At 71.0% G+C, this 21,702-nt stretch carries 15 protein-coding genes and 1 tRNA gene; 13 read left to right on the top strand and 3 right to left on the bottom strand.

The annotated features are described in order from the left end of the window. Positions 1-257 precede the first annotated feature (257 nt). Positions 258-1,004: a gamma-glutamyl-gamma-aminobutyrate hydrolase family protein gene (locus AC4PMY_RS15890; protein ID WP_064295286.1), complete on the top strand. Its 747-nt coding sequence runs from the start codon at positions 258-260 to the stop codon at positions 1,002-1,004. A 119-nt stretch (positions 1,005-1,123) separates the two neighbouring features. Continuing rightward, on the top strand, positions 1,124-1,954 hold the full coding sequence (locus AC4PMY_RS15885) for a DUF3097 domain-containing protein (protein WP_064295287.1): 831 nt from the start codon (positions 1,124-1,126) through the stop codon (positions 1,952-1,954). Positions 1,955-2,184: 230 nt separating this feature from the next. Here the strand turns inward: AC4PMY_RS15885 and AC4PMY_RS15880 are convergent, their stop codons facing one another. Next, a complete protein-coding gene (locus AC4PMY_RS15880) occupies positions 2,185-3,528 on the bottom strand; it encodes an aminotransferase class III-fold pyridoxal phosphate-dependent enzyme (RefSeq protein WP_491623171.1) in 1,344 nt (447 codons plus the stop codon). Between the two features lie 159 nt (positions 3,529-3,687). Between AC4PMY_RS15880 and AC4PMY_RS15875 the strand changes: the two genes are divergently transcribed. Both AC4PMY_RS15875 and AC4PMY_RS15870 read left to right on the top strand, forming a co-directional pair. Continuing rightward, a complete protein-coding gene (locus tag AC4PMY_RS15875) occupies positions 3,688-7,692 on the top strand; it encodes a Pls/PosA family non-ribosomal peptide synthetase (protein WP_491623170.1) in 4,005 nt (1,334 codons plus the stop codon). After that, the gene (locus AC4PMY_RS15870) at positions 7,692-9,026 is read left to right on the top strand and encodes a M1 family metallopeptidase (RefSeq protein ID WP_064295290.1); all 1,335 of its coding nucleotides are present in this window, start codon (positions 7,692-7,694) and stop codon (positions 9,024-9,026) included. Before AC4PMY_RS15875 ends, AC4PMY_RS15870 begins: the two co-directional genes overlap by 1 nt. Before the next feature lie 6 nt (positions 9,027-9,032). Here the strand turns inward: AC4PMY_RS15870 and AC4PMY_RS15865 are convergent, their stop codons facing one another. Both AC4PMY_RS15865 and AC4PMY_RS15860 read right to left on the bottom strand, forming a co-directional pair. Then, a complete protein-coding gene (locus AC4PMY_RS15865) occupies positions 9,033-9,701 on the bottom strand; it encodes a 4'-phosphopantetheinyl transferase family protein (RefSeq protein WP_491623169.1) in 669 nt (222 codons plus the stop codon). 55 nt (positions 9,702-9,756) lie between these two features. Then, a tRNA-Arg gene (locus AC4PMY_RS15860) sits at positions 9,757-9,831 on the bottom strand. 90 nt (positions 9,832-9,921) lie between these two features. On the opposite strand from AC4PMY_RS15860, the gene AC4PMY_RS15855 reads away from it, so the two are divergent. The 9 genes from AC4PMY_RS15855 (at position 9,922) to prfA (ending at position 21,684) form a co-directional block, all read left to right on the top strand. After that, on the top strand, positions 9,922-10,755 hold the full coding sequence (locus AC4PMY_RS15855) for a transglutaminase-like domain-containing protein (protein ID WP_491623168.1): 834 nt from the start codon (positions 9,922-9,924) through the stop codon (positions 10,753-10,755). Positions 10,756-10,815: 60 nt separating this feature from the next. Beyond that, positions 10,816-12,486 (top strand): arginine--tRNA ligase, encoded by a 1,671-nt coding sequence (locus tag AC4PMY_RS15850; protein ID WP_079003965.1) that lies wholly within the window; start codon positions 10,816-10,818, stop codon positions 12,484-12,486. A gap of 118 nt (positions 12,487-12,604) precedes the next feature. Continuing rightward, positions 12,605-13,186 carry a hypothetical protein gene (locus tag AC4PMY_RS15845; RefSeq protein ID WP_071262440.1) on the top strand — a complete coding sequence of 194 codons (582 nt, stop codon included), beginning with the start codon at positions 12,605-12,607 and terminating at the stop codon, positions 13,184-13,186. A gap of 37 nt (positions 13,187-13,223) precedes the next feature. Then, positions 13,224-13,991 (top strand): LmeA family phospholipid-binding protein, encoded by a 768-nt coding sequence (locus AC4PMY_RS15840; RefSeq protein ID WP_491623167.1) that lies wholly within the window; start codon positions 13,224-13,226, stop codon positions 13,989-13,991. A gap of 322 nt (positions 13,992-14,313) precedes the next feature. Next, complete coding sequence (lysA, locus tag AC4PMY_RS15835) at positions 14,314-15,720, top strand: diaminopimelate decarboxylase (protein ID WP_491623166.1); 1,407 nt, start codon at positions 14,314-14,316, stop codon at positions 15,718-15,720. After that, entirely contained in the window at positions 15,717-17,036 is a 1,320-nt protein-coding gene (locus AC4PMY_RS15830) for a homoserine dehydrogenase (protein WP_079002763.1), read from the top strand. The genes lysA and AC4PMY_RS15830 overlap by 4 nt, the downstream gene beginning before the upstream one ends. A gap of 65 nt (positions 17,037-17,101) precedes the next feature. Further along, on the top strand, positions 17,102-18,058 hold the full coding sequence (gene thrB / locus AC4PMY_RS15825; protein ID WP_064295297.1) for a homoserine kinase: 957 nt from the start codon (positions 17,102-17,104) through the stop codon (positions 18,056-18,058). A 232-nt stretch (positions 18,059-18,290) separates the two neighbouring features. After that, positions 18,291-20,495: a transcription termination factor Rho gene (gene rho / locus AC4PMY_RS15820; protein WP_064295298.1), complete on the top strand. Its 2,205-nt coding sequence runs from the start codon at positions 18,291-18,293 to the stop codon at positions 20,493-20,495. 109 nt (positions 20,496-20,604) lie between these two features. Beyond that, on the top strand, positions 20,605-21,684 hold the full coding sequence (gene prfA, locus AC4PMY_RS15815) for a peptide chain release factor 1 (protein WP_071262434.1): 1,080 nt from the start codon (positions 20,605-20,607) through the stop codon (positions 21,682-21,684). Positions 21,685-21,702: the final 18 nt, after the last annotated feature.

The following is a 21,702-nucleotide window of genomic DNA, read 5'->3' as shown; positions in this document are numbered from 1 at the left end:
ATCGGCCACCTCGTCACTCGTTCGGACCCTGGAGCCCCACCCCGCGGCTCGATTCCGAGTCTAGGTCCGGGCCCTCGACATCTCTACAGCGGGCTCCCAGCGAGCGTGCCGAACCACAGCTGTGCTATACGGCGGTGACCGGGCTTCACCGACGCCCACCGGGACTCTGTTACCGACCGTGACGCGGCAGCTCGCGCGAGGGCATCCGCCCGGCGAGACTGGTGGAGTCACCTCACGGAACCCCTGGAAGGAGCATCATGCAAGGACACGTCTCACCCATGCTGGCGCTCGTCGAGGTCACCAGGTTCCGTGAGGACGACCAGGCGTACCACGAGTACGTGCAGATCCTCGTCGGACGGACCATCGCCGCCGCCGAACGGGCAGGCTGGCGCGTGACCCGGTTGGCCGCGCACGACCTCGGCACCGATGCGCTCCTCGCCTCGACCGACGGGGCCTCCGCCGTCGTCATCATGGGCGGAGCCGACATCGATCCCGCCCAGTACGGCGGCACCACCGGCTACCGCGCCGAAGGCCAGCACTTCCCCGAGGCCGACCGCGCCCAGCTCGCGGTCGCCCGTCGCGCCGCCGAGCGAGGCACGCCGCTGCTCGGAATCTGCCGCGGTCACCAGATCATCAACGTCGCCCTCGGCGGGACGCTCGTGCAGGACCTCGGTGAGCACAGCGCCCACCGCAACGAGGGCGTCCCGGTCGATGAGAGCATGACCCCGCACGAGGTCGAACTCGACCCCTCGAGCGCCCTCGCATTCCGACTCGGCGCCCGTCACCTCCAGGTGCAGAGCGCCCACCACCAGTCGGTCGGCGAGCTCGGCGAGGGTCTGCGTGCCGTCGCCTGGGCCTCCGACGGCACCGTCGAGGCGATCGAGCACCGCACCCTGCCGATCACGGGCGTGCAGTGGCACCCGGAGGACCCCGGCACCGTGGACGACCAGCTCGGGCTCCTGCTCGGCGGTCTCGCCCGCGAGGCCGAGCGCGCCGCAGCCTGAGTACCGGCGCGGTTCGCAATTCAGGACGACCTCGGAGTGTCGTCGGCCCGAGGCGGCAGGTGCCGCCGCCACGCCGCGGTGATCCTGAGTTGTGAACGGTGCTGTCGTAGCGTTGACGGGTGTTCGAAGACAGGTACGGTCAGGACGTCCTCGCGGGGGACTGGCGGAAGAAGAACCGCGTGGTGGCCCGTGAGGTCGAGGCGGTGACCGACCTCGTGGTCGAGGAACTCGGCGGCTTCTGCGGCGCGATCACACGCGTCGAGGTGAAGACGGTCGAGCTCGAGGACTACCGCGGCAAGCGGCGCGTGTTCCCGATGGGGGCGGGGTTCCTCCTCGAGGGTGAGCCCGTCGTCCTCGTCGTGCCGAAGCGTGCACCGACCGGGCGGGCGCGCACCGCTTCCGGCTCCTTCGCGGTGGAGACGACCGCTCGGGTGGCTCGCGCGAGCCGGATCTTCGTCGAGGGCCGCCACGACGCGGAACTCGTCGAGCGGGTCTGGGGTGACGACCTCCGCGTGGAGGGCGTCGTCGTCGAATACCTCGCAGGCGTCGACCACCTCGACGCCGCGCTCGCCGAGTTCCGGCCCGGCCCCGACCGTCGTGTCGGCGTCCTCGTCGACCATCTGGTCCCCGGCTCGAAGGAGCAGCGGATCGCCGACGCCGTCATGGCCGGACCGAACGGCCGGAACGTCCTCATCGTCGGACACCCGTACGTCGACGTCTGGCAGGCCGTGAAGCCCGCAAGGGTCGGCCTGCGCGAGTGGCCGACCATCCCTCGCTCCATCGAGTGGAAGAAGGGCATCTGCCAGGCCTTCGGCTGGCCGCACGACTCGCAAGCCGACATCGCCCGTGCCTGGAAGCGCATCCTCGGTCAGGTCCGGACCTTCAACGACCTCGAGCCGGAGCTCCTCGGTCGCGTCGAGCAGCTCATCGACTTCGTCACCGTCGACTGACCCGCTCGTCGGTTGCGCCAGCGCGGTGCGCTGACGTCACCGCGGGGCACAGCCGCGAGCGCGCCCCTCTGGAGACCCGCGCTCACGCGCGCGGGCCGCGCCCGCGCCGATTCGGGCGGGTTCGCGTGAGCGCACCGCGTTGGCGGAAGGCCCCAGCGCGCAGAGACCCGCGCTCGCGTCAGCGCACCGCGCTGGCCGAAGGGTTCCGTGCGCAGAGACCCGCGCTCGCGTCAGCGCACCGCGCTGGCGACCTGGCCCAGGGCGTTTTCGAGGACGGACACCGCGTCGCGGAGGAGCTCGTCGGACATGACTGCGCTCGGAAGGAGTCGCAGCACCGAGTCCCAGGAGCCGGCGTCGAGCACGAGCACGCCCTGCGCGATCGCCGCGTCGATGAGGGTCTGCAGTGCCGTGGGGTGCGGTTGCTTCGTGCCGGGGACGACGAACTCGACGCCGGCCATCGCACCGATGATCCGGACCTCGCCGACGATGTCGAAGCGCTCGGCCCAGTCACCCATGAGCGATCGCAGGGTCGCCTCCACCCGACGGGCCTCGCCCAACAGGTCCTCGCGCTCGATGACCTCGAACGTCGCGAGCGCGGCCGCCGTGGACACCGGGTTGCCACCGAAGGTGCCGCCGATGCCACCGGGCTGGACGGCGTCCATGATCTCGGCGCGCCCGGTCACGGCCGACAGCGGGAAGCCGCCGGCGATGCCCTTGGCGCTCGTGATGAGATCGGGTACGACACCGTGGTGCTCGATCGAGTACCAGGCCCCGGTGCGTCCGATGCCGGCCTGGATCTCGTCGGCGACGAACACGATCCCGTTCTCGGTGCACCATTCGCTGATGCGCGCGAAGTAGCCGGGCGCGGGGATGACGATGCCGCCGTCGCCGAGGACCGGTTCGGCGAAGAACGCGGCGACCTCACTCGCACCGATGTGCCGCTCGATGTAGTCGATCGTCACTTCGGCGGCCGCCGGTCCGTCGAGTCCGTCGCGGAAGGGGTAGGAGAGCGGGACGCTGTAGATCTCGCCGGGGAACGGACCGAACCCGAGGCGCTCGGGCGCCGGCCGGTAGGTCATCGCCATCGTCAGGTTCGTGCGTCCGTGGAAGGCGTGGTCGAGGGCGACGATCGCGCGGCGACCGGTGTACTTCTTCGCGATCTTCACGGCGTTCTCGACGGCCTCGGCGCCGGAGTTCAGGAGGATCGATCGCTTCTCGAAGTCGCCCGGCGTGATCTCGGACAGCTTCTCCGCGACCCGCAGGTAGTTCTCGTACGGCGTCACGGTGAAGAGCGTGTGCGTGAGCTTCGTGGCCTGCTCGGCCGCTGCCGCGGCGACGTCGGGGTTGGCGTGTCCGATGGTCGTCACACCGATGCCCGTTCCGAGGTCGATGATGTGGTTGCCGTCGACGTCCACGAGGATGCCACCGGAGCCGTGGTCCATCCACACCGGCGCGAGGTTGCCGGCACCGCGTGACACCGCCCGGCGGCGCCGTTCCGTGAGTGCGAGCGATCGGGGGCCGGGGATGGCGGTCACGAGCTGGCGTTCCTGGGGCACGGAGTAGTCGATGGTCATGCAGGCCATGGTAGGCGCGCGTCCTCCGAGGATGCCGGGGGTCGGCGGAGCGTCGCCGACGATTCCACGACATCTGGCGGTTGACTGGTGTTCACCAACCGTCCATGCGCGCTGCCTACCGTTGGCGGCGCTGAACAGCCGGACGACAGGGGATCGCGTATGGACGCCGACACCAGCACCGCCCTCCTCATCGAGCGGCAGTCCGTGCTGCTCGGTGGCGTGCGCGCACCGGCCGAGCGCACCCTCCTCGACGTCCTCCGTGACGTCGCCGCGTCGCACCCTGAGGCCTCGGCGATCGAGGACGCGGAGGGGGCGCTCAGCTACCGCGAGCTCGTCCTCAGTGCCGAGCGGGTCGCGGCCGGGCTGTTCGCCGCCGGGGTCCGCCGCGGCGACCGGGTCGGTGTCCGGATCGCCTCGGGCACCCGCGACCTCTACCTCGGGATCCTCGGGATCCTGTTCACCGGAGCGGCCTACGTCCCCGTCGACGCCGACGACCCTGAGGAGCGGGCACGACTCGTGTTCGGTGAGGCGGCCGTCGTCGGCGTCCTGGTCGACGGCGGTGTCTTCGAGCGCTCGCGCCGCGGAACGGAGGACCCGGCCGATGACGCCGCCGACCCCGACCGGGTGCAACTCGCGACGGGCGCGGCACCCCACCCGGGCACCCGGGCGATCCCGGTCCTCGAACCGCCGCGACCGGGCGACGACTCCTGGATCATCTTCACCTCCGGCTCGACGGGCACGCCGAAGGGCGTCGCCGTCTCGCACCGCTCTGCCGCCGCGTTCGTCGACGCCGAGGCGCGGATCTTCCTCCGTGCGGAACCGCTCGGCCCCGGTGATCGTGTGTTGGCCGGCCTGTCCGTCGCCTTCGACGCGTCCTGCGAGGAGATGTGGCTCGCCTGGGGACACGGCGCGTGCCTGGTCCCGGCGCCCCGCTCGCTCGTCCGCAGCGGGATGGACCTCGGACCCTGGCTCACCGCGAAGGGCATCACCGTCGTGTCGACGGTGCCGACGCTGGCGGCGATGTGGCCCGCCGAATCCCTCGAGAACATCCGCATGCTCATCTTCGGCGGCGAGGCCTGCCCGCCGGAGCTCGCCGCCCGGCTGGCCGTGGACGGCCGAGAGGTCTGGAACACCTACGGACCCACCGAGGCCACCGTCGTCGCCTGCGCCGCGCTGCTGACCGGCGAGCAGCCCGTGCGGATCGGACTGCCGCTCGACGGCTGGGACCTCGCCGTGGTCGACGCCGAGGGCGTCCCGGTCGAGGAGGGCGGCGTCGGCGAACTCATCATCGGCGGCGTCGGACTCGCCCGGTACCTCGACCCAGCCAAGGACGCCGAACGGTATGCGCCGATGCCGAGCATCGGGTGGTCGCGGGCGTACCGGAGCGGCGACCTCGTCCGTTACGAGGCCGCAGGACTCGTGTTCCAGGGGCGCGCGGACGATCAGGTGAAGATCGGCGGTCGGCGCGTGGAACTCGGGGAGATCGAGGCCGCCCTGCAGGCGCTGCCGGGCGTCTCGGGTGCGGCAGCAGCCGTCCAGCGCACCGCCGCCGGGAACGCCGTCCTCGTGGGGTACCTCGCGGTGCCCGACCGCGAGGGGTTCTCGCTCGAGCGGGCGCTCGACACCCTCCGTGAGCAGCTCCCGGCACCGCTCGTCCCGCTCCTCGCCGTCGTCGGCGAGCTGCCCACCCGCACCTCCGGTAAGGTCGACCGAGCCGCGCTGCCGTGGCCGCTCGACGCCGCCGACGGGGAGGACGCCTCGACCCTGTCGGGCACCGCCGCGTGGCTCGCCGAGCAGTGGACGGCCGTCCTCGGGGTCCGGGTCACGGCCGAGAGCGACAACTTCTTCAGCCTGGGCGGCGGGAGCCTGGCGGCCGCGCAGCTCGTCTCGCTCATCCGCACCCGCGATGCCGAGTTCACCGTCGCCGACATCTACGGCCACCCCCGACTCGGCGCGATGGCCGCCGAACTCGACGGCCGACGCCCCGAGCGTCGCAGTCGGGCGGCCGTCGCGGACCCCGTGCTCCCGACGCCGCTCGCGACCCAGTGGGCACAGACCCTCCTGGGTGTCCCGCTCCTCATCCTCGTCGGACTCCGGTGGCTCGTGTACCTGCTCGCCGGCAGTCGGGTCCTCGGCCTCGTCGCGGACGTCCCGTACCTCCCCATGGTCTCCTGGTGGTGGATCGCCCTCGGGTTCCTCGTGGTCATCACCCCGATCGGACGCATGGCGATCTCCGTCGTCGCGGCGAAGCTCCTCCTCGTCGGCGTCCGCCCGGGCGACTACCCGCGCGGTGGCTCGGTCCATGTGCGGCTCTGGCTCGCCGAACGCGTCGCCGACACGGTCGGCGCGGTGAGTCTCGCCGGTGCCCCGTGGATCTCGAGCTACGCCAGGGCGCTCGGCGCGAAGATCGGTGCCGACGCGGACCTCCACAGCGTGCCGCCCGTCACCGGGTTCCTCACCGTCGGGGCGCGCGCATCGATCGAGCCCGAGGTCGACCTCCGCGGCTACTGGGTCGACGGCGACACGCTCCGACTCGGCCACGTCCACATCGGCGCGGAGAGCACGGTCGGCGCTCGCAGCACCCTGCTCGCCGGCACCCGGATCGGCAAGCGTGCGGAGATCGCCCCGGGATCGTCCGTCTTCGGCCGCGTCCCCTCCGGACACCTGTGGTCGGGGTCGCCCGCCGTCCGAGTGGGCAAGGCGAAACCGGTCTGGCCGACCGAGCGACCCCCGCGTCGCCGACGCTGGCTGTTCGCGTACGGCGCGGGATCGGCGCTGCTGTCGGTGCTGCCGTTCCTCGCCTTCGTGCTGGCGGCGGCGGTCGTGGCGGCGGGCGCGTCGGGCGCGACCAGCCTGCTCGACTTCTCCTGGCGCGCGCTCCTCTGGGTGCCCATCGCCACCCTCGTGTGGTTCGTCGTCCTGGCGATCAGCACGATCGGCCTCGTCCGTCTGCTCGGCCTCGGTCTCAGCGAGGGCTACTTCCCGGTGCGCAGTCGGGTCGGTTGGCAGGTGTGGGCAACGGAGCGGCTCCTGGACGCCGCGCGCACCCTCCTCTTCCCCCTGTACGCGAGCCTCTTCACGCCCGTCTGGCTCCGTCTGCTCGGGGCGAAGGTCGGACGCAACGTGGAGGCCTCGACGGTCCTCCTCCTCCCGCGGATGACGACCGTCGGCGACGGCGCGTTCCTCGCGGACGACACGATGGTGGCCTCCTACGAGCTCGGTGGCGGGTGGATGCGGATCGCCGGTGCGTCCGTCGGCAAGCGCGCCTTCCTCGGCAACTCCGGCATGGCGGGCCCCGGCATGCACGTGCCGAAGAACGGCCTCGTCGCCGTGCTGTCGGCCGCACCGCGGAAGGCCAAGTCCGGCTCGTCCTGGCTCGGGAGCCCGCCGATGCGACTCCGGCGGCAGGTGTCCGACGCCGATCTCGACCGGACCTACGACCCGCCGCTCCGGCTCCGGATCGCCCGCGCGCTGTGGGAGCTCTGCCGCATCGTCCCCGTCATGGTGACGACCGGCATCGCGCTCCTGGTGCTCCTCGCGCTCGCCTGGTTCGCCGACACCTGGGGTCTCGGTGTCGCGATCGCCGTCAGCGGAGCCGTGCTCCTGGCGGCCGGCGCGGTCGCGGCGGGGATCACGACCGTCGCCAAGTGGGTGATCGTCGGACCGATCCGCACGGGGGAGCACCCGCTCTGGTCCTCGTTCATCTGGCGCAACGAGGTGTCCGACACCTTCGTCGAGATGGTCGCGGCGCCCTGGTTCGCGGCACCCGCCACCGGCACCCCCGCCCTCACCTGGTGGTTGCGCTCGCTCGGCGCCCGCATCGGTCGTGGGGTCTGGTGCGAGAGCTACTGGCTGCCGGAGGCCGACCTCGTCCGACTCGGCGACGGCGCGACGGTCAACCGGGGCTGCGTTGTGCAAACGCACCTGTTCCATGATCGAATCATGAGTATGGATCAGGTCGAACTCGCATCGGGCGCCACGCTCGGGCCGCACAGCGTCATCCTCCCCGGGGCGCGGATCGACGACGACGCGACGGTCGGACCGGCCTCGCTCGTCATGCGCGGAGAACGCGTCCCGGCCGGCACCCGGTGGAGCGGCAACCCGATCGGCCCGTGGCGCGAGGTGACGACGGCGGAGTACCGGGAGCCCCAGGTCGCGTCCTGATGGGGGAGGCTCTCGCCCGTCTGCGGAGCGCAGGCGACCCCTACACGCCCTCCAGCGGGAACCGTGGCTACCGCGTCGTCCGGTACGAGCTGGATCTCGACTACGACGTCGACCGCAACGCCCTGTCCGGGACGGCTCGACTCACCGCCGTCGCGACGGAGGAGCTCACACGGTTCTCGCTCGACCTCGCCGCGCTGCGCGTCACCCGTGTCCAGGTCGACGGGGCCGAGGCGAAGCGGACGCACGGCTCGGGCAAGCTCACGCTGACGCCCCGGAACACCATCGCGGACGGCGCCGAGTTCTCCGTGCTCGTCCGGTACTCGGGTGCGCCCCGTCCCGTGCGCAGCCCGTGGGGCGAGATCGGCTGGGAGGAACTCGAGGACGGCGTCATCGTGGCGTCCCAGCCGTGCGGCGCATCGAGTTGGTTCCCCTGCAACGACCACCCCTCGGACAAGTCGTCCTATCGGATCAGTGTCACGGCGTCATCGGCGTACACGGTCGTCGCCCCCGGGGAGCTGGTGTCGCGGGTCGCCCGCGCGAGCCGGACCACGTGGGTCTACGAGCAGCCCGAACCGATGGCCGCCTACCTCGCGACGGTGCAGATCGGCCGGTACCAGCGGCTCACCGTCAGCGCTCGGGTCGCGACGAGCACGGTGCCGGTCGTCGCACACCTGCCACGCGACCTCACCGCGCGGTTCCGACACGACTTCGCCGAGCAGGTCGACATGCTGGCGTGCTTCGAGCGCGCCTTCGGCCCCTACCCCTTCGGCGCCTACGGCGTCGTCGTCACCGACGACGTGCTGGAGATCCCCCTCGAGGCGCAGGGGATGAGCGTGTTCGGCCGCAACCACGTCGACGGCGTCAGCGGTTCGGAGCGGTTGATCGCGCACGAGCTCGCCCACCAGTGGTTCGGGAACAGCCTGACGATCGCCACCTGGCGGGACATCTGGTTGCACGAGGGCTTCGCCTGCTACGCCGAGTGGCTGTGGTCGGAGGAGTCGGGCGCTGAGACGGCCGACGCCTGTGCCCGGGCGCACTACGCGGCGCTCCGACGGGCACCGCAGGACCTCGTCGTCGGCGACCCGGGACCCGCGGACATGTTCGACGACCGGGTCTACAAGCGGGGTGCGATCGCCCTGCACGCCGTGCGCCGACTGCTCGGTGACGAGGCGTTCTTCGACCTCCTGCGTGACTGGGTGGCGTCCTTCCGGCACTCGAGCGTGTCGACGGACGACTTCGTCCGGACGGCTGATCGACATGCGCCGGCACCGGTCGAGCCGCTCCTCGACGCGTGGCTCTTCCAGGAGGCGCTCCCGCCGTTCCCCGTCGGCTGAACCGGGTCAGGGGAGCAGGAGGGCCGTCGCGACGACGAATCCCGGCGCACGCTCCTGGTGGTCGATGACGAAGCGGTGGCCAGCGGTCTCGGTGACGTGCGGTGCGGCATCCGGCCCGAGGTCGATCGTCGCGGGATCGGTCGTGAGGCCCGTACCGAGAGCCTTCGTCACGGCCTCCTTCGCCGTCCAACGCTCGGCGAGCGCCCGCAGGCGTCGTCGGTCCGGCAGGCGCTGCCACTGCTCCCGTTCCGCGGGGGTGAGGGCGACGGCTTCGACCCCGGCGAACCGGGCCGCGTCGAGCCGTTCGACGTCGACACCGACGGGGTGCTCGGTCGACACCGCCACCGCGGAGGCGTCGGCGGTGTGGGAGACGCTCACGTGGACGGTCCGGTCTCCGAAGCGCACCCGTGGTCGTCCGTGCGCGAGACCGCAATCCGGGCAGACCGCCGTGACCTCGATCCGCTCGGGGTCGGCGCCGATCGTCTCCGCGACGGTGCGCACGAGCAGTGCGCGACCGAACAGGAACCGCCGGGCCGAGGTCGCGGAGGAGGTGTCGAGGCGGTCTCGGGCGGGCGCGTCCAGCAGGGCGGCCGTGCCGGCGAGGTCGAGCTCGACGGCGCTGGCCCAGCGCAGGAAGCGGACCGTCGGCTGCGGCAGGGGATCGGCTCGGTGCATGGCCCCCGCGTCCCGGAGTCGGAGCGATGCGAAGCAGGACCTCGCGAGATGGTGATGGTGCCCTCGACTGGATTCGAACCAGCGACTTCTTCCTCCGGAGGGAAGCGCTCTTCCGCTGAGCTACGAAGGCGGAACACGTCCAAGCTACCAGAGTCGGGACCCACGCCGGTACCGGAGGCGTGCGGGATCCGCGTCGCCCGTCGCGTGGAACAATGAGGTCATGCAGCGCACCCTGACCGCGTCGCTCGATCTGCGGGTGCACGATCGAGCCGACCTCATCTTCTCCATCGCTGCAGCCGGCGGCACCCCGCTGGCGAGCGAGCGACTGCAGGTGTGCTCCTCGGACGGCCCGTGCGCCGTGACCGAGATCGCGGGTCCGGACGACACACGACTCCACCGGGTCATCGCCGAGCCCGGCCGATTGCAGGTCGACTACGAGGCGGTGGTCGTCGGGCAGGCCGTGCCGCGTCCCGTGGACGCTTTGGAGACCGTGACGTACCTCCGTCCCAGCCGGTACTGCGAGTCGGACGCGCTGTTCTCGCTCGCGCGTTCCGAGCTCGGTTACCTGCTCGAGCACCGTCGTCTGCACGAGGACGGCACGGTCTCCGGCGGTCTGCAGGTGCTTCCATGGGTGGCGGGCTGGGTCGGACGACACCTCTCCTACGTCTCCGGCTCCACGACCGTGTCGGACAGTGCGGTGTCGACCCTGGCCGCGGGGCGTGGCGTGTGCCGGGACTTCGCACACCTGACCATCGCGATGCTGCGGGCGCTCGACATCCCGGCCAGGTACGCCGCGGTCTACGCTCCGGGTCTCGTGCCCATGGACTTCCACGCGGTGGCCGAGGGCTTCGTCGACGGCGCCTGGCATGTGGTCGACGCGACGGGTCTGGCACCGCGCCAGTCGCTCGTCCGCATCGCCACCGGACGCGACGCCGCGGACGTTGCCTGGTTGAGCAACCACCACGGCAACGTGACCGTCGAAGACATGCGGATCGACGCCCTGATCGACGTCCTGCCCGCCGACGACCCGGCGCAGGCGGTCGTGCTCGCCTGACGGTCGCCCCCGAGGACCGCCGTGTCGCTGCTGCGACGCGCCCGGGTAGAATCGCTCCTCGTGACTCCTGAAGACCTCGCCTCCGCCCTGCACGCCATCGTCGTTCCGATCGTCGAACGACGACGCGAGGCGGCGGGCATCACCGACGAGGTCGCGGTGTCGGTCGACGACGTGGTGCTGGAGCGGCCGAAGAATCGCGATCACGGCGACTGGGCCTGCAACATCGCGATGAAGCTCGCGAAGCGGGTGGGCGCGAACCCGCGCGAACTCGCGCAGGAGTTCGCCGACGCGCTGGTGCAGGTCGACGGTGTCGCCTCGGTCGAGGTCGCGGGTCCCGGGTTCATCAACGTGCGCCTCGACGCCGCTGCCGCGGGTGCGCTCGCGAAGGTGATCGTCGACGCCGGTGACGCGTTCGGTCGCAACGACAGCCTCGCCGGTCAGACCATCAACATCGAGTTCGTCTCGGCCAACCCGACCGGCCCGCTCCACATCGGCCACACGCGCTGGGCCGCGCTCGGCGACTCCCTGGCCCGCGTCCTGAGCGCGTCCGGCGCGACGCTCGTCAGCGAGTACTACATCAACGACGCAGGCAACCAGATGGACACGTTCGCGGACTCGATCCTCGCCGCGGCCAAGGGGGAGCCGACGCCGGAGGGCGGCTATCCCGGGGCGTACATCGGCGACCTCGCGAAGACCGTGCTGACCGAGATCCCCGACCTCCTCGAGCGTCCGGACGCCCGCGAGGTCGCGCGGGAACGCGCCTACGCCCTGCAGCTCGGCGAGATCCGCGCGTCCCTCGAGCGCTTCAACGTCCACTTCGACGTCTGGTTCAGCGAGCGCACGCTGCACGCGACGGGCGAGGACGGCACGAGCCTCATCGACCAGGCCGTGGACCGGTTGCGCGAGCAGGGGCACGTGTTCGACGAGGAGGGCGCCGTCTGGGTGCGCACGACGGACTTCGGCGACGACAAGAACCGCGTCATCCGTCGCTCCAACGGCGTCTACACCTATTTCGCCGCCGACGCCGCGTACTACCTGAACAAGGGCGACCGCGGCTTCCAGCACAAGATCTACCTGCTCGGTGCCGATCACCACGGGTACGTCCACCGGCTGAAGGCGCTCGCGGGCGCGGCCGGAGACGACCCGGACCGCGACATCGAGGTGCTCATCGGGCAGCTCGTGAGCGTGAACGGCGCCCGGCTCTCCAAGCGGGCCGGCAACATCATCGAGCTGGACGACCTGCAGGCCTGGATCGGGACGGACGCCCTGCGGTACTCGCTCGGTCGCTATCCGGCCGATTCGCCGTTGGCCCTCGACCCGGAGCAGCTCCGCAGCCGGACGAACGACAACCCCGTCTTCTACGTCCAGTACGCCCACGCCCGCACGAACTCGGTGGCGCGCAACGCCGCCTCGGCCGGGGTCGACCGCAGCGCCTTCGCACCGGAGCTGCTCGTCCACGAGACGGAGTCGGCGCTCCTCGGCGTCCTCCAGGAGTTCCCGCGGATCGTCGCGCAGGCCGCACAGCTGCGCGAGCCGCACCGCGTCGCCCGGCACCTGGAGGAGACCGCGAGCCTGTACCACAAGTGGTACGACAGCTGCCGGGTCGTCCCGATGGGGGAGGAGCCGGTCACCGACCTGCACCGCACGCGTCTCTGGCTGAACGACGCGACCGGCACCGTCATCCGCAACGGGCTGGCGCTCCTCGGCGTCTCCGCGCCGGAGCGCATGTAGCGTCCCCGCAGCAGGAGATCCGCGCGAGCGCAGGACGGTTCCTCGGGAACGGTCCTGCGCTCGCGCCGATCTCCGGTGTGCGCTGTCCGAGCGGTGAGTCCTTCGGTAGCGTGACAGGATGCGCAGCCTCACGTCCCGCCCGTCCCTCGTCGTCGTCGTGATCGCGGCGGCCCTGTCGCTCTCGGGCTGTGTCGGCCAGGGCTCGGGCGTTCCCGGCACCGCGGCGCCGAGCGCGACCTCCGCGTCGGCCGTGGACCTCCGCGCTTTCGCACCGTTCGGAACGGAAGGGTCCGGCGTCTCGATCCGCCTGCAGTTCCCCGACGGCCTGCACGCCGGCAGCGTCGGCACCATGGACTACCTCCAGAACATCGTCTCGCCTCCGGTGCAGTGCGCGCCGTTCGAGATCGAGCTCGAGGAGGTGGGCACGAGCACGCTGCAGATCGACGGGGCACTCTCCGTCGTCGTCCGGGGCGAGGGCGGGAAGACGGTCGCGCCGGCGTTCGTCATCCCCGGTGACCCGGTTCGTGCGGCCTTCATCTCGCCGGACGTCCTGACGAAGAGTTCCCTGGAGGACTCGAACCTCACCGAGCTGGAAGGGTTCACGCTGGCGGCCTTGTATCCCACCTCGGCTGCCGACTGGGAGCGATTCAGCGGCAGGGTGCTCGACATGCCGGAGGTCGAGCTCGACCAGGTCTGCTGACGCGGCCCCGGAGACGACGGTTCGCTACCCTCGGAACATGAGTGAGCAGCAAGCGTCGGGCAAGCGCAGGCGTCCCTGGCTTCCGATCGTCATCGTCGTCGGGGTGCTCGTCGTCCTCGTCGGCGCGTTCCTGATCGCCGACACGATCGTGCGCGGCGTCGCCGAGGAGCGCGTCGCGACGCAGATCGAGCAGAGCCTGCCCGACGACGTCGACGCGGACGTCTCCGTGTCGATCGGCGGTGCCTCGGTCATCGCCCAGTACCTCACCGGAACGTTCGAGCACGTCGACCTGCGTGCACCGGACGCGAGCGTCGACGGCATCCCGCTGGATCTCCGGGTCAGCGCGGACCGGGTTCCCCTCGACCCGGAGCAGACCATCGGTCGGGTGGTGGCGACCATCAGGATCGATGCCGCCGGAGCGGCGGACCTCGCCAAGACGGCCGGGCTTCCTGGCACGCTCACCCTCGGCGCCGACGAGATCGGGTACGCGGGTGAGGCGACCGTCCTCGGGTTCACGATCCCGTACGACTTCTCCGTGGCGCCGACCACCACGGCCGACCGGGTGAACCTCATGCCGACGTCCGTGAACGTCGACACCGGGCTCCTCGGCGTCATCGACCTGCGGGCGCTCGTGACCGGCTTCCTGCAGGGCGACCCGCCGAGCATCTGCGTCGCCCAGTACCTGCCCGAGGGGGTCGACCTCGATGGACTCGCGGTGACGCCGGAGGCGGCGACCGCCACCCTGACGTCGACGACGCTCCGGCTCGACGAGGCGTCGCTGCAGGCGCTCGGCAGCTGCGACTGAGCCTCACCCCGCCACCCGGCGGGGGAGGGGAGCGGGCCGCCCGACGTCACGATGCTGCACGGTCACGCGCGTCTCGCTAGACTTTCCACACACCCACTGCTCCGACCGGGCGGTGAGGTGTGCCGTCGGGCCCTCGGGCCCGTGTTCCACCACAGTCGTTCCAACCGAGCGGCGATGGGTGCGGACGGCCGGGATCACCAACCACCGGGTCGTGCGCATCCACCTTCATCGGTGCTCTGCAAATCGGTGCTTCAGGGGCCAAACCGGGTCCGCTCGCCCAACGAGAACCTCCTTTTCCGCTCAACAGGACTCAGGACACCCCGTGGCCAGAAACCCCCTCGCCCCCGACTGGCTCGCCGAGCCCGTCGATCCGAACGCGCTCGATCCGGCCGTGTGGCCGGCCTCGGCCGCCCGCGACACCGACGGCCTCCTGCAGCTCGGCGGCGTCGACGTCCGCACGCTCCAGGAGCGCTTCGGCACGCCCCTCTACGTCGTCGACGAGGACGACGCCCGGGCCCGCGCCCGCACGCTGAGAGAGGCGTTCGAGCGTGAAGCGGCGGCCCGCGGCACGAGTGTCGCCGTCTACTACGCGGGGAAGGCGTTCCTCTCGGCCGAGGTCGCGCGCTGGATGACGGCGGAGGGCCTCCGCATCGACATCTGCAGCGGTGGAGAACTCGCCGTCGCACTCGCCGCCGGAACCGATCCGGCCCAGCTGGGCTTCCACGGCAACAACAAGTCGGTCGCGGAGATCGAGCGAGCCGTGGGTGTCGGGATCGGCGCGATCGTGCTCGACAGCCTCACCGAGATCGACCGCGTCGCCGCGGCGGCCGAGCGCGCTGGCCGGGTCCAGTCGGTGCGCCTGCGCGTGAACAGCGGCGTCCACGCCCACACGCACGAGTACCTCGCGACCGCCCACGAGGACCAGAAGTTCGGGCTGCCGCTCGAGGACGCCGCCGACGCCGTCGCGCGCATCCGGTCGCACGCCTCGCTCGACTTCCTCGGACTCCACTGCCACATCGGCTCGCAGATCTTCGGGTCCGACGGGTTCGCCGAATCCGCCGCCCGCCTGCTCGCCGTGCACGCGCGCCTGCTCGAGGGCGGCCCCGTGCCCGAGCTCAACCTCGGTGGCGGCTTTGGCATCGCCTACACCAGCGCCGACGACCCGACGCCGATCGAGCAGCTCGCGGCGGACATCCTCACCGGTGTCCAGGCTGCGGCAGACCTCCACGGCGTCCGGATCCCGAAGCTCGCCTTCGAACCGGGACGCGCGATCATCGGCGGCGCCGGCATCACGCTCTACGAGGTCGGCACGATCAAGGACGTCGTGGTCGCCTGGAACGACGAGGGCGAGACGGCCGTCCGCCGCTACGTCAGCGTCGACGGCGGGATGAGCGACAACGCCCGGCCGTCGCTGTACGGCGCGGACTACACGGTCCGGATCGCCGACCGCGTGAGTGAGGCGCCTCCTGCGCTCGTCCGGATCGCCGGCAAGCACTGCGAGTCGGGCGACATCGTCGTGAACGCCGACTACCTGCCGGCCGACGTCCGCGACGGCGACCTCCTGGCCGTCCCCGCGACCGGGGCCTACTGCTGGTCCCTCGCGAGCAACTACAACTACCTCGGTCGCCCGGCAGTCGTCGCCGTGTCGGGTGGCGCGGCCCGCGTCATCGTGCGGGGCGAGACCGAGCACGACCTCCTCAGCCGCGATGCGGGATTGGACACGGAATGATCGAATACCGCGGACTGAAGGTCGCCCTGCTGGGCGCCGGATCGGTGGGCTCGCAGGTGGCGCGTCTGCTGCTCGAGCACGCCGACGAACTGGCGTCCCGCGCCGGAGCGAGCCTCGAGCTCATCGGCATCGCCGTGCGCGACGTCGACGCACCTCGCGACGTCGACCTGCCGAAGGAGCTGTACACGACCGATGCCGAGCAGCTCATCCTGAGCGCCGACATCGTGATCGAGCTCATCGGCGGCATCGAGCCGGCGCGCAGCCACATCCTGCAGGCCATCAACGCCGGTGCCGACATCGTCACCGCCAACAAGGCGCTGCTCGCGACGCACGGCCCGGAACTGTTCGACGCCGCTGAGCAGGTCGGCGCCCAGCTGTACTACGAGGCGGCCGTCGCCGCGGCGATCCCGATCATCCGACCCCTGCGGGAGAGCCTCGCGGGCGACCGCATCAACCGGGTGCTCGGCATCGTCAACGGCAGCACGAACTACATGCTCGACCGGATGGACCGCTTCGGCGACACGATGGAGGACGCGGCAGCCGTCGCGAGCGAGCTCGGGTACCTCGAGGCCGACCCGACCCTCGACGTCGAGGGCTACGACGCGGCGCAGAAGGCGACCATCCTCGCGAGTCTCGCCTTCCACACCACCGTCCCCGTCGAGGCCGTCCACCGTGAGGGCATCACCGGGATCACGAAGGCGCAGGTCGACCTCGCCCGCAGCGAGGGATACGTCATCAAGCTGCTCGCGATCGCGGAGCGGATCGTCGATGAGACGACCGGCGAGGAGGGCCTCTCCGCCCGCGTCTACCCGGCGCTGATCGGTCGCGAGCACCCTCTGGCCGCCGTGCACGGCGGCAACAACGCCGTCTTCGTGGAGGCCGAGAACGCCGGGAGCCTGATGTTCTACGGCGCCGGCGCCGGCGGCAAGGAGACCGCCTCCGCGGTCCTCGGCGACCTCGTCTCCGCGGCCCGTCGTCACGTCGCCGGCGGCCCCGGTGTCGGCGAGTCCACGCACGCCGACCTGCCGGTCCTCGAGATCGGCCGCGTCACGACGCGATACCAGGTCACCCTCGAGGTGGCCGACGAACCCGGCGTGCTCGCCGCGGTCGCGGGGATCCTCAGCGACGGCGGCGTCTCGGTCGAGACCTTCCAGCAGTCCGTGGCCTCCTCGGACGGGACGCTGTCGACCGCTACCCTGGTCATCGGCACCCACCGGGCGCTCGAATCGGCCCTCGCGGCCACGGTCGAGCAGCTCGCCTCGAACGCCCACGTCGAGCGGGTCGTGTCCGTGCTCCGGGTCGAAGGAGCCGAGTAGGTGCCGAACCGCACGACCACCGACCGCGTCGCTCGCCGACCTCTCACCAGATTGCAGGCATCCCTATGAGTCACACCGAACCGCTTGCGATCGGACGCACCGTCACCGTGAAGGTGCCGGCGACCACCGCCAACCTCGGCCCCGGCTTCGACACGCTCGGTCTGGCGCTCGCCCTGTACGACGAGCTGACCGTCACGGTCCGCGAGGAGCCCGGCGTGTTCGTGGAGGTCATCGGTGTCGGCGCCGGCGAGGTGCCGACCGACGCCTCGAACCTCGTGATCACCGCGATCGCGCACGCTCTGCGTGCCTACGGCCACGACCTCCCCGGTCTCGACGTCGTCGCGCGGAACGTCATCCCGCACGGCCGCGGCCTCGGCTCCTCGGGCGCAGCGATCGTCTCCGGCATCATGGCGGCGAAGGGGCTCCTCGAGGGTCGGGTCGAGCTCGGTCCGGACGACCTCCTCCGGCTCGCGACGGAGATGGAGGGTCACCCCGACAACGTCGCTCCGGCGCTGTTCGGCGGCCTGACGATCGCGTGGACGACGGACGACGGCCCACAGCACAAGAAGCTCATCGTGCACCGCGGGGTCTCGCCGCTCGTGCTCGTCCCCGAGCACACGATGTCCACGGAACTCGCCCGCAGTCTGCAGCCCGCCAACGTGCCACACGCCGATGCGGCGTTCAACGTCTCGCGTTCGGCCCTCCTCGTCGCCGCGCTCACGCAGAGCCCCGAGCTCCTGCTCGCGGCCACCGAGGACCGGCTCCACCAGAGCTACCGCGCCGCCGCGATGCCCGAGACGAACACCCTCATCACGCTGCTGCGCGAGCGCGGCTTCGCCGCCGTCGTGTCCGGCGCCGGTCCGTCGATCCTCGTCCTCGCGGACGATCCCGGACGACGCCTCGAAGCCACCGCGCTGGTCGCCGAGCACGCCACCACCCCGTGGCAGTCGCTCATGCTCGCGGTCGACTTCAAGGGTGCTACAGTGGGAGGGCACCCGGCCCACCCCGCCTCTTCGGCGTAACCGGCTTCCGGGGCAATTCCGCACAATCATCGCTTTCGCACCAATTGATCGCGTCTGTTCGGGTCCCACCGTGTTTCCATCCTGCTGAGCAGCGCTCCGCCGGGTCGTCGCACCGGGCTATCCGCACAGGCTCTGCGTCGTGTGAACATCACCCACCCGCCGCACAGGATCCCGGTGCGATCGCCGCCTGCGCGAGACAGCTCTGTCTCGACGCAAGGGAAGGAAGACACACGTGACAGACGTCAACGAAGGCGCCTCGGGCGTCTCGCTGGATGCCGACCCGAAGACGCTCAAGGTCGCCGACCTGCAGCGTCTCGCCGCCGCTCTCGGAGTGGCCGGAGCCTCGAAGCTCCGCAAGGGCGAGCTGGTCGAAGCCATCCAGACCATCCAGAACAGCACCGACACCGACACCGACGCCGCGGCCACCGAGACCGCCGACGTCATCGAGTCGGTCTCCGCGCTCGAAGTCGCGCCGGAGGCACCGGTGCAGTCCAAGCTGCCCGAGCTCGACCTCGCGCTCGACCAGGCCTTCGGTGCCGAGAAGGCGGCCCCGCCGGCGCGACGCAAGTCCCGCCGGGCCACGACGGCCACCGTCGCCCCGAACGCGACCCCGATCGTCGGCGCCCCCGTCGTCGAGGCACCGGCTGCGCCGGCCGCCGCACCCGCCCCGGTCGAGGCCGAGGCGCCGTCCGCTCCGGCCGACGCGGCTCCCGCCGAGCAGTCCGACGACGCCGCCGCGACCGCTGCGTCGCAGAGCGCCGACGAGACGACCCCCGAGCAGACGCCCAGGCGTTCGCGCGGCAACCGCCGTGGTCGCGGACGCGATCGCGACCGCAACGCCGACGACGCCGAGCAGAACACGGCTGAGCAGGGCACCGGCGAGCAGGCCGGCGGCGAGCAGCGCCGCGCCGCACAGAACGCCTCCGAGCAGGACTCGAACGACGACGCCGCGAACACGGACGCCGACGACACCCAGGACGGCGAGCAGCAGGACGGCCAGTCGTCCGGCGGACGTCGCGGTCGCGGCCGTGGGCGCAACCAGAACAACGGTGGCCAGAACAACGGCAACCAGAACGCCGATGCCGGCCAGAAGGCCGACGCCAAGCAGGAGCAGCAGGGGCAGAACCGCGGCAACCAGGGCGGTCAGGGCAACCAGGGCGCACCGGGCGACGAGTCCGAGGGTCGTGGCGGCCGCAGCCGCTACCGTGACCGCAAGCGTCGCGGATCCGTGCAGAACGACGACGTCGAGCCCGAGATCGCCGAGGACGACGTCCTCATCCCGGTCGCCGGCATCCTCGACGTCCTCGACAACTACGCCTTCGTGCGCACCTCCGGCTACCTCCCGGGCACCAACGACGTCTACGTCTCCCTCGGCCAGGTGAAGAAGTACCACCTGCGCAAGGGCGACGCCGTCGTCGGGGCCATCCGTCAGCCGCGCGACAACGACAGCAGCAGCCGCCAGAAGTACAACGCGATCGTCAAGGTCGACTCCGTCAACGGCCTGTCCGTCGACGAGGCCGGCGCCCGCGTCGAGTTCGGCAAGCTGACCCCGCTGTACCCGCAGGAGCGCCTCCGTCTCGAGACGGAGCAGACGAAGCTCACGCAGCGCATCATCGATCTCGTCGCACCGATCGGCAAGGGTCAGCGCGGCCTGATCGTCGCCCCGCCGAAGGCCGGGAAGACCATCGTCCTGCAGCAGATCGCCAACGCGATCTCGATCAACAACCCTGAGGTCCACCTCATGGTCGTGCTCGTCGACGAGCGTCCCGAAGAGGTCACCGACATGCAGCGCACGGTGAAGGGTGAGGTCATCGCCTCCACCTTCGACCGGCCGGCCGAGGACCACACGACGGTCGCCGAACTCGCGATCGAGCGCGCCAAGCGTCTCGTCGAGCTCGGCCACGACGTCGTCGTGCTGCTCGACTCGATCACGCGTCTCGGTCGTGCCTACAACCTGGCCGCACCCGCCTCGGGTCGGATCCTCTCCGGTGGTGTCGACGCCGCGGCGCTGTACCCGCCGAAGCGCTTCTTCGGTGCCGCTCGCAACATCGAGAACGGTGGATCCCTCACGATCCTCGCGACCGCGCTCGTCGAGACCGGTTCCAAGATGGACGAGGTCATCTTCGAGGAATTCAAGGGCACCGGCAACTCGGAGCTCCGGCTCTCGCGCCAGCTCGCCGACAAGCGGATCTTCCCGGCCGTGGACGTCAACGCGTCCTCGACCCGCCGCGAGGAGATGCTGCTCGCCCCCGACGAGGTCAAGGTCACCTGGAAGCTGCGTCGTGCCCTCGCCGGCCTCGACCAGCAGCAGGCCCTCGAGGTCGTCCTCGGCAAGCTGAAGGAGACCACGTCCAACGTGGAGTTCCTCGTCCAGATGCAGAAGTCGATGCCCGCACCGACCTCGCACAGCCACGGACACGAGAACAACCACCGCTAGCGGTCCCGACCGACCCCATCCGTACCCGCGCCGCACCGGCACCGGGAACGGGTGGGGTCGGTCCCGTTTCGCCCCCGGTGCCGCATGATGGTGATGAAGGAAGAGAACGATGTTCGAATCAGTTGAGACGCTCGTCGCCGAGCACAAGGATCTCCAGGACCAGCTCGCCGACCCGGCGGTCCACGCCGACCCCGCGCGGTCGAAGAAGATCAACCGCCGCTACGCCGAGCTGTCGAAGATCATCGCGGCCTACCACACCTGGCAGGCGACGCAGGAGGACCTCGACGCCGCTCGGGAACTCGCCAAGGAGGACGAGGCGTTCGCCGAGGAGGTGCCGGTGCTCGAAGAGCTGCTGGTGACCAACCAGGAGAAGCTCCGCCGTCTCCTCATCCCGCGCGACCCCGACGACGGCCGCGACGTCATCATGGAGATCAAGGGTGGCGAGGGCGGCGCGGAGAGCGCGCTCTTCGCCGCCGACCTGCTCCGGATGTACCTGCACTACGCGGAGTCCAAGGGGTGGAAGACCGAGCTCCTCGAACGCACCGAGAGCGACCTCGGCGGCTACAAGGACGTCCAGGTGGCGATCAAGTCGAACGCGACCGACCCCTCGCAGGGGGTCTGGGCGCACCTCAAGTACGAGGGCGGCGTGCACCGCGTGCAGCGTGTGCCTGCCACCGAGTCCCAGGGCCGCATCCACACCTCCACGACGGGTGTCCTCGTCTTCCCCGAGGTCGATGAGCCGGAGGAGGTCGAGATCAGCCAGAACGACCTGAAGATCGACGTCTACCGGTCGAGCGGCCCCGGCGGTCAGTCGGTCAACACCACGGACTCCGCGGTGCGCATCACCCACCTGCCGACCGGCATCGTGGTGTCGATGCAGAACGAGAAGAGCCAGCTGCAGAACCGTGAGGCCGGTATGCGCGTGCTCCGCGCCCGAATCCTCGCGCGTCAGCAGGAGGAGCAGGCCGCTCTCGACAGCGCTGCCCGCAAGACGCAGATCCGCACCATGGACCGCTCCGAGCGCATCCGCACCTACAACTTCCCCGAGAACCGCATCGCCGACCACCGGACCGGGTACAAGGCCTACAACCTCGACGGCGTCATGAACGGCGCGCTCGGGCCGATCATCGAATCGGCGATCACCGCCGACGAGGAAGCGCGCCTGGCCGACATCGGCGACCAGGACTAGGACTCGAGAGCGCAGTCG

The organism is Plantibacter sp. MDV22-iso1, assembly GCF_058408345.1.
Note: the sequence above shows the minus strand (reverse complement) of the source record. Positions and strands in the feature narration are given on the sequence as shown.

Excerpts from the sequence above, each read along its gene's own strand:
- AC4PMY_RS15890 (WP_064295286.1), top strand. The coding sequence starts at position 258 with ATGCAAGGACACGTCTCACCCATGCTGGCGCTCGTCGAGGTCACCAGG.
- AC4PMY_RS15880 (WP_491623171.1), bottom strand. The coding sequence starts at position 3,528 with ATGACCATCGACTACTCCGTGCCCCAGGAACGCCAGCTCGTGACCGCC.
- AC4PMY_RS15875 (WP_491623170.1), top strand. The coding sequence starts at position 3,688 with ATGGACGCCGACACCAGCACCGCCCTCCTCATCGAGCGGCAGTCCGTG.
- AC4PMY_RS15870 (WP_064295290.1), top strand. The coding sequence starts at position 7,692 with ATGGGGGAGGCTCTCGCCCGTCTGCGGAGCGCAGGCGACCCCTACACG.
- AC4PMY_RS15865 (WP_491623169.1), bottom strand. The coding sequence starts at position 9,701 with ATGCACCGAGCCGATCCCCTGCCGCAGCCGACGGTCCGCTTCCTGCGC.
- AC4PMY_RS15855 (WP_491623168.1), top strand. The coding sequence starts at position 9,922 with ATGCAGCGCACCCTGACCGCGTCGCTCGATCTGCGGGTGCACGATCGA.
- AC4PMY_RS15845 (WP_071262440.1), top strand. The coding sequence starts at position 12,605 with ATGCGCAGCCTCACGTCCCGCCCGTCCCTCGTCGTCGTCGTGATCGCG.
- AC4PMY_RS15840 (WP_491623167.1), top strand. The coding sequence starts at position 13,224 with ATGAGTGAGCAGCAAGCGTCGGGCAAGCGCAGGCGTCCCTGGCTTCCG.
- AC4PMY_RS15830 (WP_079002763.1), top strand. The coding sequence starts at position 15,717 with ATGATCGAATACCGCGGACTGAAGGTCGCCCTGCTGGGCGCCGGATCG.
- thrB (WP_064295297.1), top strand. The coding sequence starts at position 17,102 with ATGAGTCACACCGAACCGCTTGCGATCGGACGCACCGTCACCGTGAAG.
- prfA (WP_071262434.1), top strand. The coding sequence starts at position 20,605 with ATGTTCGAATCAGTTGAGACGCTCGTCGCCGAGCACAAGGATCTCCAG.